Origin of the sequence: Streptomyces sp. NPDC086766 (assembly GCF_044746005.1) — a bacterium.
In the GTDB taxonomy this organism is placed as follows: Bacteria; Actinomycetota; Actinomycetes; order Streptomycetales; family Streptomycetaceae; genus Streptomyces.
Genome location: NZ_JBIVBI010000006.1, coordinates 378,220 through 392,768, shown reverse-complemented (window position 1 = coordinate 392,768; position 14,549 = coordinate 378,220). Strand labels below are relative to the sequence as shown.

Genomic DNA, 14,549 nt, shown 5'->3' with positions numbered 1-14,549 from the left:
TAGCAGTGCTAATTTAAGGGACGGTCCGCACCGTCCGTCACTTGTGGGGTGATCCGTCATGAACCTCGGACTCAGCGAGGAGCAGGCCGCGGTCCGGCGACTGGCCCGGGACTTCGTCGAGCGCGAGATCACCCCGCACGCCGTGGCCTGGGACCGCGCCGAGGAAGTCGACCGGTCGATCGTGAAGAAGCTCGGCGAGGTCGGCTTCCTCGGGCTGACCGTCGACGAGGAGTACGGCGGCTGCGGCGGCGACCACCTCGCCTACTGCCTGGTGACCGAGGAGCTCGGGCGGGGGGACTCGTCGGTGCGCGGCATCGTGTCCGTCTCCCTCGGACTGGTCGCCAAGACGATCGCCGCCTGGGGCAGCGAGGAGCAGAAGCGGCGCTGGCTGCCGGGGCTGACCTCCGGCGAGCTGGTCGGCTGCTTCGGCCTGACCGAGCCCGGCACCGGCTCCGACGCCGGCAACCTCGCCACCCGGGCGGTCCGCGACGGCGGCGACTACGTCGTCAACGGCACCAAGATGTTCATCACCAACGGCACCTGGGCCGACGTCGTCCTGCTCTTCGCCCGCTCCACCGACGCCCCCGGGCACAAGGGCGTCTCCGCCTTCCTGGTGCCCACCGACACCCCCGGCCTGAGCCGGCGCACCCTCCACGGCAAGCTCGGCCTGCGCGGCCAGGCCACCGCCGAGCTGGTCCTGGAGGACGTCCGCGTACCCGCCTCCGCGATGCTGGCGCCGGAGGGCAAGGGCTTCTCGGTGGCCATGTCGGCGCTGGCCAAGGGCCGGATGTCGGTGGCGGCGGGCTGTGTCGGCATAGCCCAGGCCGCGCTGGACGCGGCGGTGCGGTACGCGGGCGAGCGCGAGCAGTTCGGCAGGTCCATCGCCCACCACCAGCTCGTGCAGGAACTGCTCAGCGACATCGCCGTGGACGTGGACGCGGCCCGGCTGCTGACCTGGCGGGTCGCCGACCTGATCGACCGCGGACTGCCCTTCGCGGTGGAGTCCTCCAAGGCCAAGCTCTTCGCCTCCGAGGCCGCGGTGCGCGCCGCCAACAACGCCCTCCAGGTGTACGGCGGTTACGGCTACATCGACGAGTACCCGGCGGGCAAACTGCTGCGCGACGCCCGCGTGATGACCCTCTACGAGGGCACCAGCCAGATCCAGAAGCTCGTCATCGGGCGCGCTCTGACGGGGGTCTCGGCGTTCTGAGGGCCCGCGCGGGAACTCGGTGGGGATCCGGCCGAGGGTCCCGGCCGGGTGCCCCGGCTGAGTACCTCCGCTGAGTACCTGTGCGGATGTGCCGGCGGCCCCGTGCGCCGAGGCTGGTCGGCATGAGTGAGACACCGGTCAAGCAGCAGAGCACCGCCGCCTTCTACGGCCAGGCGGTCGCCTCCTTCGCGGTGGCCATGGCGGCGACCGCGGTCGGGATCTTCCGGCTGAACGCCGACGCCTGGGTCCGGGGCTTCCTGGCCATCGCCGTCCTCTACCTCGTCACGTCCGCCTTCACCCTCGCCAAGGTGATCCGGGACCGCCAGGAGGCCGGCCAGATCGTCAGCCGGGTCGACCAGGCCCGCCTGGAGAGGCTGCTCGCCGACCACGACCCCTTCGAGAAGCTCTGACGGAACCGGAGCGCCCGCGAAGCCGTGACGGTGCCACGGCACTCCGGCGAGCGGTCGCGCTAAGCGACCGCTCACCTTCGGCGGTATGGTGGTGCCCCTGACGAGAGAGGGGCGAGCGATGACTACGGCGGAGGAGACGGCCGGCGGCGAGGCGCAGCCGTGGGGCGAGGTCACGCCTGACGCGGCCCGGCGGCTGCTCGTGGCCGCCGTGGAGGCCTTCGCCGAGCGGGGCTATCACGCGACGACGACCCGCGACATCGCGGGCCGCGCCGGCATGAGCCCGGCCGCGCTCTACATCCACTACAAGACCAAGGAAGAGCTGCTCCACCGCATCAGCCGGATCGGCCACGAGAAGGCCCTGGAGATCCTGCGGACGGCGGCCCGGCGCGAGGGCGGCGCGACCGAGCGGCTCGCCGACGCGGTGAGCTCCTTCGTCCGCTGGCACGCCGGCGGTCGCACCACCGCGCGCGTCGTGCAGTACGAGCTGGACTCGCTCGGCCCGGACGCCCGCGCGGAGATCCTCGCGCTGCGCCACAAGGTCGACGCCGAGGTGCGCGGGATCATCGAGGAGGGCGTGGCGTCGGGCGAGTTCGACGTCCTGGACGTCCACGGAACCACGCTCGCCGTGCTCTCCCTCTGCATCGACGTCGCCCGCTGGTTCAACCTCGACGGCCCCCGCACCCCGGAGGAGGTCGGCGCGCTCTACGCCGACCTCGTGCTGCGGATGGTCGGGGCGAAGGAGCCGGACGCCCGGCGGAAGTGACCGGGGCCCGGCACGGGGCCCCGGCGGCGGGCGGCGCGCGGCTCCTTCGGGGCCTAGAGGTAGTACCGGGCCACCGACTCCGCGACGCACACCGGCTTGTCCCCGCCCTCGCGCTCCACCGTGAAGCCGACGCTCACCTGCACGCCGCCCGGCACGTCGTCCACGCCGGTGATCGTCGCGGTGGCGCGCACCCGCGAGCCGACCGGGACGGGGGCGGGGAAACGGACCTTGTTGGTGCCGTAGTTGACGCCCATCTTCACGCCCTCGACGCCCATCAGCTGCGGTCCGAAGAGCGGGAGCAGCGACAGGGTCAGGTAGCCGTGCGCGATGGTCGTGCCGAAGGGGCCCGCGGCGGCCTTCTCCGGATCCACGTGGATCCACTGGTGGTCGCCGGTCGCCTCCGCGAACAGGTCGATCCGCTTCTGGTCGATCTCCAGCCAGTCGGTGTACCCCAGCTGCTCGCCCACCGCCGCCTTCAGCTCGTCGGCGGACGTGAAGATCCTCGGCTCTGCCATGTGCCCGGCCTCTCGGGTTGCTCCGTCGTGCGGCGCCGTGTCCGTCGCCCACATCGCCATCTCTAAGCAACTGCTTAGCATGGTGGGCCGCGGGGCCGCTGTCAACGGACCGGGCCGGGGTGCGGTGGGTAGGCTCTGCGGGGTGCCGCAGATTCCCGAGAAGATCCACGAGCTGACCGTCGGCCAGTTGTCCGCGCGCAGCGGGGCCGCCGTCTCGGCCCTGCACTTCTACGAGGCCAAGGGACTGATCAGCAGCCGCCGCACCGCCGGCAACCAGCGCCGCTACACACGCGACACGCTGCGCCGGGTGGCGTTCGTGCGGGCCGCGCAGCGCGTCGGGATCCCGCTGGCGACGATCCGCGAGGCGCTCGCCGAACTCCCCGAGGAACGCACGCCCACCCGGGCGGACTGGGCGCGCCTGTCCGAGGCCTGGCGGTCCGAACTGGACGAACGCATCAGGCAGCTCAACCGGCTGCGCGACCACCTCACCGACTGCATCGGCTGCGGCTGCCTGTCCCTGGAGGGCTGTGTCCTGTCCAACCCCGAGGACGCCTTCGGCGAGCGCCGGGCGGGGTCACGGCTGATGGTGGAACGTCCGGGCGAACCCTCCGGCGGCCGCGCCGCCGCCCGTTCGCCCGGCCGGCGGCCCTGACGCGCGTCCGCCGGCGAAGGGGGTGCGGCATCCCCGTCGCACCCCCGCGTACTCAGGCCGACACCAGCAGCCGTCCCCGCCGGGCGAAGGCCAGCGCCTCCGCGGTGAGGACGGGGCGCGGCACCAGGATGCCGCAGTCGGTGCAGACCGGACCCGAGGACGGCTCGTGGTCCAGGTCGTACTGCCACACCAGGCGCACGCCCCCGCACACCGGGCACCCCGAGCCCGGTTCGCGCTGCAGTGCGGCGATCAGCCGGCGCAGGACCTCCGCCAGCGGTTCACGCGGGTGGACCCGCGGGTCGTCGCACCAGGCGACGCCGAACCCGCCCCAGGTCATCCGGTGCCAGTCGTCCACGCTGCCCGGCCTGCGCAGCCCGTCGTGCTTCTCCTTCCTGCGCCGGTCCGCGAACTCGACCTCGTAGCCCAGCCAGACCGAACGCGCCTGCTCCAGCTCGTCCAGTGCGGCCACGAGCCGCGCCGGATCGGGGGAGCGGTCCTCGGGGCCGAACCCCCACCGGGAGCACAGGTGGTCCCAGGTCGCCCTGTGCCCGTAAGGGGCGAATCGCTCAAGGCACTTGCGCAACGAGTAGCGCCGCAGCGCCAGATCGCACCGCGGGTCCCTCACCTGTCTCGCCAGACTCCGGAAACCGGCCATCGCCCTGCACCTCCGTCACATCTGCACCTGCACTTCGGTCACTTCGGCGTCGTCGTACGCGTCGTACGAAGTCGTCGTACGGACGTCGCCGAATAGACGTGTCGACACGCCAATCGGCTCCATCCGATTTCCGATGCCCTCCATAAGCCCGCCCTGCTTGACCTCCCGGCACCTCCACGCCGACTCCAAAAAGTGACGCACGTTCATCTTCCAACTCGGGGATACCGGCGGTAACGTCCCGCCCCGTCCCCGTCCGGAGGAGCCGCCCCATGCCACGGCGCACCCCACGTCACGCGCTCGACGAAGAGAGAACTCCCCGCAGACTCAACGGGTTCCTGAAGACCGCATCCGTATGCGTCCTCATTGCCGGTCTTTTGTCGCCCTTTTCCCAAGCGGCCGCGGCCGAGTCGGCCACTGTGAACGACTACTGCGGCTCTCAGTGCTCGGACATCCTGCCGCCCGGCGAGAACGGAAACGCCACCCTCGCCCAGATCCTGCTCAACCAGGCCTTCGGCACCCAGCCCAGCCACGCCGAGGACCAGCTCGGCCCCTACGCCGGCCTGGCCAAGGGCTACCCCGCGCTCACCGACGCCAAGATCAACGACTTCTTCCGGGACGCCTCGTTCGGGGTGCCCTCGGACCAGGTGGCGTCCTCGGAGAAGCCGGCCGGCCGCGGCGACGTCACCATCGTCCGGGACAAGAAGTCCGGTGTGCCGCACATCACGGGAACCACCCGCTACGGCACCGAGTTCGGCGCCGGGTACGCCGCCGCCGAGGACCGGCTGTGGCTCATGGACGTCTTCCGGCACGTCGGCCGCGGCCAGCTGACCGGCTTCGCGGGCGGCGCCCCCGCCAACCAGGGCCTGGAGCAGGAGTTCTACCGCAACGCCCCGTACACCGAGGCCGACCTCCAGGCCCAGATCGACGGCGCCGTGGCGCGCGGCGGCGCCCGCGGGCAGCAGGCCCTGGCCGACGTCAACGCCTACCTCGCCGGTGTCAACGCGTACATCGACGCCTCCGACTCCGGCCGCTACTTCCCCGGCGAGTACGTCCTCACCGGCCACAAGGACGCGATCACCAACGCCGGCACCATCGAGCACTTCAAGGTCACCGACCTGGTCGCGCTGGCCTCCGTGGTCGGCGCGCTGTTCGGCTCCGGCGGCGGCGGCGAGGTGAACAACGCGCTCTCCCTGCTCTCCGCCCAGTCCAAGTACGGCGTGACCGAGGGCACCCGGGTCTGGGAGTCATTCCGCGAGCGCAACGACCCCGAGGCCGTCCTGACCCTCCACAACGGCGAGAAGTTCCCCTACGCCACCAGACCGGACGACCCCCAGGGTGAGGCCCTGCCCGACGCGGGCTCGGTCGACCGGGAACAGCTCGTGTACGACCGTACCGGCAGTGCCGGCACCTCCGCCGCGACCGGGGCCTCGGCCGCCGCCGCCACGACCGCGCTGAGCTCCGCCCGGCGCGGCATGTCCAACGCCCTGGTGGTCAGCGGCAAGCACACCGCGAGCGGCCACCCCGTCGCCGTGTTCGGACCGCAGACCGGGTACTTCGCCCCCCAGCTGCTGATGCTCCAGGAGATCCAGGGACCCGGCCTCAGCGCCCGCGGCGCCTCCTTCGCGGGCCTGAGCATGTACGTCGAACTGGGCCGCGGCCAGGACTACTCGTGGAGTGCCACGACCTCGGGCCAGGACGTCATCGACACCTACGCGGTGGAGCTGTGCCAGGACGACCACCACTACCTCTACCACGGCACCTGCACGGCGATGGAGAAGGTGGAGCAGAAGAACTCCTGGTCGCCGACCGTGGCCGACGGCACCGCGGCCGGCTCGTACACGATGCGCGTGTGGCGCACCAAGTACGGCCCCGTCCAGTACCGGGCGACCGTCGGCGGCAAGAAGGTCGCCTACACCACCCTGCGCTCCTCCTACTTTCACGAGACCGACTCGATCATCGGTTTCCAGATGCTCAACGACCCGGACTACGTCAAGGGCCCGGAGAGTTTCCAGAGCGCGACGCAGCACATCAACTACACGTTCAACTGGTTCTACGCCGACTCCCGGCACACCGCGTACTACAACAGCGGCGACAACCCGGTCCGGGCGGACGGCGTGGACGCCGAGTTCCCGGTGTGGGCGCGGACGGCGTACGAGTGGCGCGGCTGGGACCCGGCGACCAACACCGCCGACTACACCCCCGCCTCCGCCCACCCGAACTCCGTCGACCAGGACTACTACATCTCCTGGAACAACAAGCAGGCCGAGGAGTACACGGCGGCGCCCTGGGGCGAGGGATCGGTGCACCGCGGCGATCTGCTGGACGACCGGGTCGGGCGGCTCGTCGCGGCGGGCGGGGTGACCCGCGCGTCCCTGGTGAAGGCGATGGCGGACGCGGCGCTCGCGGACCTGCGGGCGGAGGACGTGCTGCCGAGGCTGCTGCAGGTGGTCACCAGCTCGGCGGTCACCGACCCTACGGCCGCCGCGGCGGTGGGCAAGCTCCAGGCGTGGGTCACGGCGGGCGCCCGGCGCACCGAGACCGCGGCCGGCTCGAAGACGTACGCCGACGCCGAGGCGATCCGGATCCTCGACGCCTGGTGGCCGCTGCTGGTGAAGGCCGAGTTCGAACCGGGGCTCGGCAGCGACCTGTACACCGCACTCACCGCCAACCTGCCCGTCGACGAGGCGCCTTCGGCCGCCCACGGCCCGACCGGCGCGCACGCCGGAAGCTCCTTCCAGTACGGCTGGTGGAGCTATGTCGACAAGGACCTCCGGTCGGTGCTCGGTGAGCCGGTGCGGGGCCCACTGGCGCAGAAGTACTGCGGCGGCGGCAGCCTCACCTCCTGCCGGGACATCCTGATCAGCACCCTGAAGGAGGCGGCCGGCAGGACGGCGTCCGAGGTCTACCCCGGCGACGACCAGTGCGCGGCGGGCGACCAGTGGTGCGCCGACTCGATCGTGCAGCGCCCCTTGGGCGGCATCAAGCACGACAGGATCGGCTGGCAGAACCGGCCCACCTACCAGCAGGTGGTGGAGTACACGTCACACCGGTGACACCCCATGGCGGCGGGTCAGCCTATGCGGCCCGCCGCCAGTACCACCCGGGCCAGCTCCGGGTGCAGGATGTCGCTGTGCGCCCCGCTCGGCGGCCCGCCGCGCCGGACGACCTCGGCGGCGTCGACGTTCACGCAGCCCGACACGGGCAGCGGCGCCCGCAGGGCGTCGGCGAGGGCGCACGCGTGGGTGCCCGGCACCCCCTGCACCCCGTCGTGCCCCATGGCGCCCCACCGCGCGCCGAGCAGCCGCCCGAGGTCGAAGCCCGCCAGCGAGCGGTCGTCGCCCGCCATCCGCGAGGCCATCGGATACAGCGTGCCGAGCGCCGAGTCGAAGCGGGAGAAGCAGCACACCACCGGACCGTCGACCCGGCGGTACAGGCCCCGCAGCACCCCGCCCGCGCGCGCGTCGTCCGGCAGCCGGTCCGCGAACGCGTGGTGCGAGAACGCCCCCTGGAGCAGCGTCACCGACTTCACCGTGCGCACGCCCCCGGGCAGGCCGCGCAGCGTGAACGAGACCAGACGGCCCCCGAAGCTGTGCCCCACCAGGTGCACCCGGACGTCCGGGGCCGCCCCGGCGAGCCGGCCGACCGCCGGGCCGAGCCCGCGCTCGCCGACCGTGCCCGCCCGCCGCTTCATCTCGAAGTACGTGGCCTGGCGCAGCAGTTCCAGCGCCCCGGACCGCGCGTCGCCCAGCGCCCCGGGCAGCGCGAGGGACTCCTCGCCCGCCGCGGCCCGCAGGTCCGCCAGCGCCCCGGCGAACTCCGCGCAGACCTCCGCCGCGGGCCGGGAGAACATCTCCGGCTCGCCCGGTGGTTCGCCCTCGGCCACGGTGTCCGCCGCGAAGAGCGTCCGCGGGGCTCTCGGTTCCACCTCGACGAGCAGCCGCACCAGCCGCCCGAACTCGTCCAGCGCGGCCGCCTCGGGCGGCGGCCCGTCCAGCAGCCGGGCGATCCGGTCGATCACCGTGGCCCGTCCCGGGAACGCCGCCAGCAGCGCGACGCGGGTGTCCTTGTCCAGCGCCGTGCCCGGCAGCGGCCCGGCGGCCGTGGCGCGCGGGAAGTCCGGGACCGGCTCGTCGCAGAACCGCATCGACGGCCACACCACGCCGACGTACCCGATCCGGGCCGCCGCTGCGAGGCCCGGGATCGGGGCGAAGAAGCGCCGGTACAGGTCGGTGGCGCGCCTGCGGTCGTTGTTCCAGCCGTGCGCGAAGACGATCAGGTCGCGCACGCCCTCCCGCGTGACCCCGTCCAGCAGCCGGTCCCGTTCCCGGCCGTCCACGTCCCCGTCGGCGTCGAAGGTCAGCTCCCAGTACGGAGCCACACTCATCCCAGGATCCGTCATGACCGACTCCTTCGTCCCCCACGGCGGCTGATGTGGGCGCATCGTCCTGCCATCGGGCGGAGTTGGCCATACGTCACGCCTCATCCGCGGAGGACGGGCCCCGTCCGCGGACGGGCGGACGACGGGCCTCAGCCGTAGACGAGGTACTTCCGCCGCACCGCACGGAACGCGGCCAGGTCCTCCTGCCAGCCCGCCACCACCGCGTCGGTGTCCGCCCCGGAGTCGATCGCCGTGCGCACCCAGGTGGAGCCGGTCAGCTTGTCGATCCAGTGGTCCGGGCGCCAGGCGAAGCCGCTCCAGACCTTCCGCGCGGTGACGAGCAGGGCGATGCCCGTCCGCACCGGGTCGAAGGCGGCCCGGTCGTGCACATGGATCTGCACCCCGCCGACGGTGGTGCCCTGGAACTTGGAGAAGGTGGGCGCGAAGTACGCCTCGCGGAAGCGCACGCCCGGAAGGGCGAGCCGGCCGGCCTCGGCCGCCCACCGCCCGTCGATGCCGTCCGCGCCGAGCAGTTCGAAGGGGCGCGTGGTGCCGCGGCCCTCGGACAGGTTCGTCCCCTCGAACATGCACGTCCCCGCGTACACCAGCGCGGTGTCGGGGGTGGGCATGTTCGGGCTCGGCGGGACCCACGGCAGGCCCGAGGCGTCGTAGAACTCCGAGCGTCTCCAGCCGGTCATCAGGACCGTCTCCAGCGGCACCGGCGCGCTCAGGAACTCCCCGTTGAACAGCCGCGCCAGCTCCGCGACCGTCATCCCGTGCGCCTGGGAGACGGGCTGCCGCCCGACGAAGGTGGCGAACTCCCGGTGCAGGACCGGCCCGAGGGCCGCGCGCCCGGTCACCGGATTGGGCCGGTCGAGCACCACGAACCGCTTGCCCGCGAGCCGTGCCGCCTCCATGCAGTCGTACAGCGTCCAGATGTACGTGTAGAAGCGCGCGCCCACGTCCTGGATGTCGAAGACGACGGTGTCGACGCCGGAGGCGGTGAAGACGTCGGCGAGCGGCTGCCCGCTCTTGAGGTACGTGTCGTAGACGGGCAGTCCGGTCGCCGGGTCGTCGTAGCGGCCCTCGGAGCCGCCCGCCTGCGCGGTGCCGCGGAAGCCGTGCTCGGGGCCGAAGACGGCGACCAGGTCCACCCGGCGGTCGGCGTGCATGACGTCGACGATGTGGCGCACGTCCCGGGTGATGCCGGTCGGGTTGGTGACGACGCCGACGCGCTGCCCGGCGAGGAGGGCGTAGCCGTCCGCCGCGAGGCGCTCGAAGCCGGTGCGCAGCCGTTCGCCGGGCCGGCCGGCAGCTCGCGCCGGGGCCGCGGGGACCGTCGTGGCCGCGACCGCGGCCGTCCCGGCGAGCAGGCTCCGTCTGGTCAGCTTCATGCGGGGACCTCCGTGATCGCAGCGGGTGTCATGCACACGCACGCTAGCGCGGGCCCCGGCGCAGGGGAACGAAGCGGCGCCGCCGCGTCGCACGGACCCCTTCCGCGGCCACATACCGACCGGTTAGTCTGACCGTCCAGCAGAGCCGGGGCGTGCGGCCACGCGCGCCCGCGACGCCGTGTCGAAGGAGACCGATGGTGGAAGCCGTGCAGGGTGCCTCAGTCGTGGTGACCGGGGCTGGAGGCGGCATCGGCGCCGCGCTGGCCCGCCGGTTCGCCGCCGAGGGGGCCCGGGTCGTCGTCAACGACCTCGACGCCGGGCGGGCCGAGGCGGTCGCCGCGGAGATCGGCGGCGTCCCGGTCCCGGGCGACGCGTCCGCCGTGGTCGAGGAGGCCCGCGCCGCGCTCGGCGGCACCGTCGACATCTACTGCGCCAACGCCGGTGTCGGCTCGGGCGGTTCGGAGGCGGCCGGCGAGGAGGTCTGGGCGCAGGCCTGGGACGTCAACGTGATGGCCCATGTCCGCGCCGCGCAGGCGCTGCTCCCGGCCTGGCTGGAGCGCGGCGCCGGCCGGTTCGTCTCCACCGTCTCCGCCGCCGGACTGCTCACCATGATCGGCGCCGCCCCCTACAGCGTCACCAAGCACGGCGCGTACGCCTTCGCCGAATGGCTGTCGCTGACCTACCGCCACCGCGGCCTCAAGGTGCACGCGATCTGCCCGCAGGGCGTGCGCACCGACATGCTGACCGCCGCCGGCAGTGCGGGCGACGTCGTCCTGCGGCCCACCGCGATCGAGCCGGAGGACGTGGCCGACGCCCTGTTCCGGGGCATCGAGGAGGACCGGTTCCTGATCCTGCCGCACCCCGAGGTCGCCGGGTTCTACCAGGCCCGGGCCGGTGAGCCCGACCAGTGGCTGGTGCACATGAACCACATCCAGCGCAAGTGGGAGGAGGTCCGGTGACCGCCTCCGGCACCGCGCCCGACGCCCCCTCCGCCTACGCCGCCCAGCCCTGGCTGGCCCTGCTCACCGAAGCCCAGCGCACTCCCGTCGACCCCGCCGACTCCCTCGTGCACGCCCTGCGCCGCGCGGTCGCCGAGGCCCCGGACCGCACCTGCCTCGCCTACTTCGACGCCCGGCTGACCCACCGCGAGGTCGACGAGCTGAGCGACTCCGTCGCCGGCCACCTCGCCGCGCGCGGCCTGGAACGCGGCGACCGGGTCGCCGTCCTGCTGCAGAACTCCCCGCACTTCGTGCTCGCGGTCCTCGGCGCCTGGAAGGCGGGCGCCACCGTCGTCCCGGTGAACCCGATGTACAAGTCGGCGGAGGTCGGGCACGTCCTGCGGGACGGCGAGGTGGCCGCGCTGATCTGCTCCGACCGGGCCTGGGAGGCGTACCTGCGGGACACCGCCGCCGGCTCGCCGGTGCGCATCGTGCTCACCGGCTGCGAGCGCGACTTCCAGACCCGCGACGACGCCCGCGTGCTGAACTTCGAGCGGCTCCCGCAGGCCCCCGACGCCGAGGACCTGGTGGCCGTCGCCCGGCAGGGGCTGACGGCACCCGAGGACCGCGACCCCGCCCCGGCCGACATCGCGCTGATCAGCTACACCTCGGGCACCAGCGGCACGCCCAAGGGCGCCACCAACACGCACGGCAACATCATGTACAACGCCGAGCGGCAGCGGACCGGGCTCGCCCTGCCCGCGACACCCGTCTACTTCGCGATGGCGCCCCTGTTCCACATCACCGGCATGGTCGTCCAGTTCGGCGCCTGCCTGAACAGCGCGGGCACCCTGGTCCTGGCGTACCGCTTCGAGCCCGGGGTGGTGCTCGACGCCTTCGCCGAGCACCGGCCGCACTACACCGTCGGCCCCTCGACCGCCTTCATGGCGCTGGCCGCCCACCCCTCCGCCACGGCGGACCACTTCTCCTCCTTCCACGTCATCTCCTCCGGCGGCGCCCCGCTGCCGCCCGCGCTGGTGGAGAAGTTCCGGGCCGGCTTCGGGCCGTACATCCGCAACGGCTACGGGCTCACCGAGTGCACCGCGCCCTGCGCCTCCGTCCCGCCCCACCTGGAGGCCCCGGTCGACCCGGCCTCCGGGACGCTGGCGGTGGGCCTGCCGGGCCCCGACACGGTCGTGCGGATCGTCGACGACGCGGGGCGGGAGGTGCCCTTCGGCGGGCAGGGCGAGATCGCCGTACGCGGCCCGCAGGTCGTGCCCGGCTACTGGCGGCGCCCCGACGCCACCGCCGAGACCTTCCCCGGCGGCGAACTGCGCACCGGCGACATCGGGTTCATGGACGCGCAGGGCTGGCTGTACGTCGTCGACCGCAAGAAGGACATGATCAACGCCTCCGGCTTCAAGGTGTGGCCGCGCGAGGTGGAGGACGTGCTCTACACGCACCCGGCCGTGCGCGAGGCGGCCGTGGTCGGGGTGCCCGACGGCTACCGCGGGGAGACCGTCAAGGCGTACATCAGCCTGCGCCCGGGCGCCGAGGCGGACCCCGGTGCGCTGGCCGCCTGGTGCAAGGAGAGACTGGCGGCCTACAAGTACCCGCGCCAGGTGGAGATCCTGCCCGACCTGCCCAAGACGGCAAGTGGGAAGATCCTGCGTCGGGAGCTGCGTTCCCGTGACGCGGAGCAGGCCCACGAAAGCCAGTAGACATCGAGGAAAGGCAGGTGGCGGCAGTGCCCAGAACGACGGACACGTACGGCACCCCCGTGCCGCAGCGGCTCCTGGCCGCCGCCACCCGGCTCTTCGCCGAGCAGGGCTACGACCGCACCTCGGTGCAGGAGATCGTCGAGGCGGCCGGCGTCACCAAGGGGGCGCTCTACCACTACTTCGGCTCCAAGGACGACCTGCTGCACGAGGTGTACGCGCGCGTGCTGCGCGTCCAGCAGGAGCGCCTGGACGCCTTCGCGGACGCCGACGAGCCGATCGAGAAGCGGGTGCGGGACGCGGCCGCCGACGTCGTGGTCACCACGATCGACAACCTCGACGACGCGTCGATCTTCTTCCGCTCCATGCACCACCTGAGCCCCGAGAAGAACAAGCAGGTGCGCGCCGAGCGCCGGCGCTACCACGAACGCTTCCGTGCCCTCATCGAGGAGGGCCAGGAGGCGGGCGTCTTCTCCCGGGCGACCCCGGCCGACCTGGTGGTGGACTACCACTTCGGCTCCGTCCACCACCTGTCCACCTGGTACCGCCCCGACGGACCGCTCACCCCGCAGGAGGTCGCCGACCACCTCGCGGACCTGCTGCTGCGGGCCCTGCGCCCGTAGTCGCGCCGGGTACAAGGACGAGGGGCGGCCGCCCGGCGCGGCCGCCCCTCGTCCGTGTCCCACGGGTACCTCCCGGTCTCACAGGTACTTCTTGAGCTCCCGCCGCGCCAGCGAGCGCTGGTGCACCTCGTCCGGCCCGTCGGCGAGCATCAGGGTGCGGGCGCCGGCGTAGAGCTCGGCCAGCGGGAAGTCCTGGCTGACCCCGCCCGCGCCGTGGAGCTGGATCGCCCGGTCGATGATGTCGACCACCGCGCGCGGTGTGGCGATCTTGATGGCCTGGATCTCGGTGTGGGCGCCCCGGTTGCCGACCGTGTCCATCAGCCAGGCCGTCTTGAGCACCAGCAGCCGCAGCTGCTCGACGGTGACCCGCGCGTCCGCGATCCAGTTGTGCACCACGCCCTGCTGGGCCAGCGCCTTGCCGAAGGCGGTGCGGGAGACGGCCCGGCGGCACATCAGCTCGATCGCCCGCTCCGCCATGCCGATCAGGCGCATGCAGTGGTGGATCCGGCCGGGACCGAGCCGGGCCTGGGCGATGGCGAAGCCGCCCCCCTCCTCGCCGACCAGGTTCGCCACCGGCACCCGCACCTGGTCGAAGACCACCTCGGCGTGGCCCCCGTGGTAGTGGTCCTCGTAGCCGAAGACCTGCATCGCGCGCCTGACCGTGACGCCGGGTGTGTCGCGCGGGACCAGCACCATGGACTGCTGGCGGCGGATGTCCGGACCGTCCGGGTCCGTCTTGCCCATCACGATGAAGATCGCGCAGCGCGGGTCCATCGCCCCGGAGATGTACCACTTGCGGCCGGAGATGACGTACTCGTCGCCGTCCCGCTCGATGCGCGTGGTGATGTTCGTGGCGTCCGAGGAGGCGACCTCCGGCTCGGTCATCGCGAACGCCGAGCGGATCTCGCCCGCCAGCAGCGGCTCCAGCCACTGCTTCTTCTGCCGCTCGTCCCCGAACTGCGCCAGCACCTCCATGTTGCCGGTGTCGGGGGCCGCGCAGTTGGTGGCCGTGGGCGCGAGCTGCGGGCTGCGGCCGGTGATCTCGGCGAGCGGGGCGTACTGGAGGTTGGTCAGCCCGGCACCGTACTCGGCGTCGGGCAGGAAGAGGTTCCACAGACCCTGGCGGCGGGCCTCGGCCTTCAGCTCCTCGACCACCGCCGGGGTGTCCCACGGCGAGGCCAGCCGGGCGCGCTGCTCGTGCGCGACCTGCTCGGCCGGGTGGACGTACTCGTCCATGAAGGCGAGGAGCCGGGCGCGCAGCTCCTCGGTGCGTGCGTCGAACGCGAAGTCCAT

General features: G+C 72.8%; 13 protein-coding genes. 8 read left to right on the top strand and 5 right to left on the bottom strand.

The window, feature by feature from the left end:
- The first annotated feature begins 58 nt into the window (after positions 1-58).
- From ACIPM1_RS14775 to ACIPM1_RS14765, 3 genes are all read left to right on the top strand, one after another.
- A complete protein-coding gene (locus tag ACIPM1_RS14775) occupies positions 59-1,210 on the top strand; it encodes an acyl-CoA dehydrogenase family protein (protein WP_402433787.1) in 1,152 nt (383 codons plus the stop codon).
- 122 nt (positions 1,211-1,332) lie between these two features.
- Entirely contained in the window at positions 1,333-1,620 is a 288-nt protein-coding gene (locus ACIPM1_RS14770; protein ID WP_402433784.1) for a YiaA/YiaB family inner membrane protein, read from the top strand.
- Between the two features lie 118 nt (positions 1,621-1,738).
- A complete protein-coding gene (locus tag ACIPM1_RS14765) occupies positions 1,739-2,383 on the top strand; it encodes a TetR/AcrR family transcriptional regulator (protein ID WP_402433781.1) in 645 nt (214 codons plus the stop codon).
- A 53-nt stretch (positions 2,384-2,436) separates the two neighbouring features.
- On the opposite strand, the gene ACIPM1_RS14760 is transcribed toward ACIPM1_RS14765, so the two are convergent.
- Complete coding sequence (locus ACIPM1_RS14760; protein ID WP_356190241.1) at positions 2,437-2,898, bottom strand: MaoC family dehydratase; 462 nt, start codon at positions 2,896-2,898, stop codon at positions 2,437-2,439.
- A 142-nt stretch (positions 2,899-3,040) separates the two neighbouring features.
- Between ACIPM1_RS14760 and soxR the strand changes: the two genes are divergently transcribed.
- Positions 3,041-3,550 carry a redox-sensitive transcriptional activator SoxR gene (gene soxR / locus ACIPM1_RS14755; RefSeq protein ID WP_402433777.1) on the top strand — a complete coding sequence of 170 codons (510 nt, stop codon included), beginning with the start codon at positions 3,041-3,043 and terminating at the stop codon, positions 3,548-3,550.
- Between the two features lie 52 nt (positions 3,551-3,602).
- Here the strand turns inward: soxR and ACIPM1_RS14750 are convergent, their stop codons facing one another.
- On the bottom strand, positions 3,603-4,205 hold the full coding sequence (locus ACIPM1_RS14750) for a hypothetical protein (RefSeq protein ID WP_402433774.1): 603 nt from the start codon (positions 4,203-4,205) through the stop codon (positions 3,603-3,605).
- A gap of 269 nt (positions 4,206-4,474) precedes the next feature.
- Between ACIPM1_RS14750 and ACIPM1_RS14745 the strand changes: the two genes are divergently transcribed.
- A complete protein-coding gene (locus tag ACIPM1_RS14745) occupies positions 4,475-7,258 on the top strand; it encodes a penicillin acylase family protein (protein ID WP_402433771.1) in 2,784 nt (927 codons plus the stop codon).
- 17 nt (positions 7,259-7,275) lie between these two features.
- Here the strand turns inward: ACIPM1_RS14745 and ACIPM1_RS14740 are convergent, their stop codons facing one another.
- Together ACIPM1_RS14740 and ACIPM1_RS14735 are read right to left on the bottom strand one after the other, a co-directional pair.
- Positions 7,276-8,604, bottom strand: a complete 1,329-nt coding sequence (locus ACIPM1_RS14740; RefSeq protein WP_402433768.1) for a serine-threonine protein kinase — start codon at positions 8,602-8,604, stop codon at positions 7,276-7,278.
- Positions 8,605-8,732: 128 nt separating this feature from the next.
- Positions 8,733-9,977: an exo-beta-N-acetylmuramidase NamZ domain-containing protein gene (locus tag ACIPM1_RS14735; RefSeq protein WP_402433765.1), complete on the bottom strand. Its 1,245-nt coding sequence runs from the start codon at positions 9,975-9,977 to the stop codon at positions 8,733-8,735.
- 194 nt (positions 9,978-10,171) lie between these two features.
- Here ACIPM1_RS14735 and ACIPM1_RS14730 point away from each other — a divergent pair, with 194 nt between their 5' ends.
- Genes ACIPM1_RS14730 through ACIPM1_RS14720 form a run of 3 tightly spaced genes read left to right on the top strand, consistent with a single transcriptional unit; the run spans position 10,172 to position 13,256 of the window.
- On the top strand, positions 10,172-10,936 hold the full coding sequence (locus ACIPM1_RS14730) for an SDR family oxidoreductase (RefSeq protein ID WP_402433762.1): 765 nt from the start codon (positions 10,172-10,174) through the stop codon (positions 10,934-10,936).
- Entirely contained in the window at positions 10,933-12,636 is a 1,704-nt protein-coding gene (locus ACIPM1_RS14725; RefSeq protein ID WP_402433759.1) for a class I adenylate-forming enzyme family protein, read from the top strand. Before ACIPM1_RS14730 ends, ACIPM1_RS14725 begins: the two co-directional genes overlap by 4 nt.
- A gap of 26 nt (positions 12,637-12,662) precedes the next feature.
- Positions 12,663-13,256 (top strand): TetR/AcrR family transcriptional regulator, encoded by a 594-nt coding sequence (locus tag ACIPM1_RS14720; RefSeq protein WP_402433756.1) that lies wholly within the window; start codon positions 12,663-12,665, stop codon positions 13,254-13,256.
- 78 nt (positions 13,257-13,334) lie between these two features.
- Here the strand turns inward: ACIPM1_RS14720 and ACIPM1_RS14715 are convergent, their stop codons facing one another.
- Positions 13,335-14,549, bottom strand: coding sequence for an acyl-CoA dehydrogenase family protein (locus tag ACIPM1_RS14715; RefSeq protein WP_356190263.1), 1,215 nt, complete (start codon positions 14,547-14,549; stop codon positions 13,335-13,337).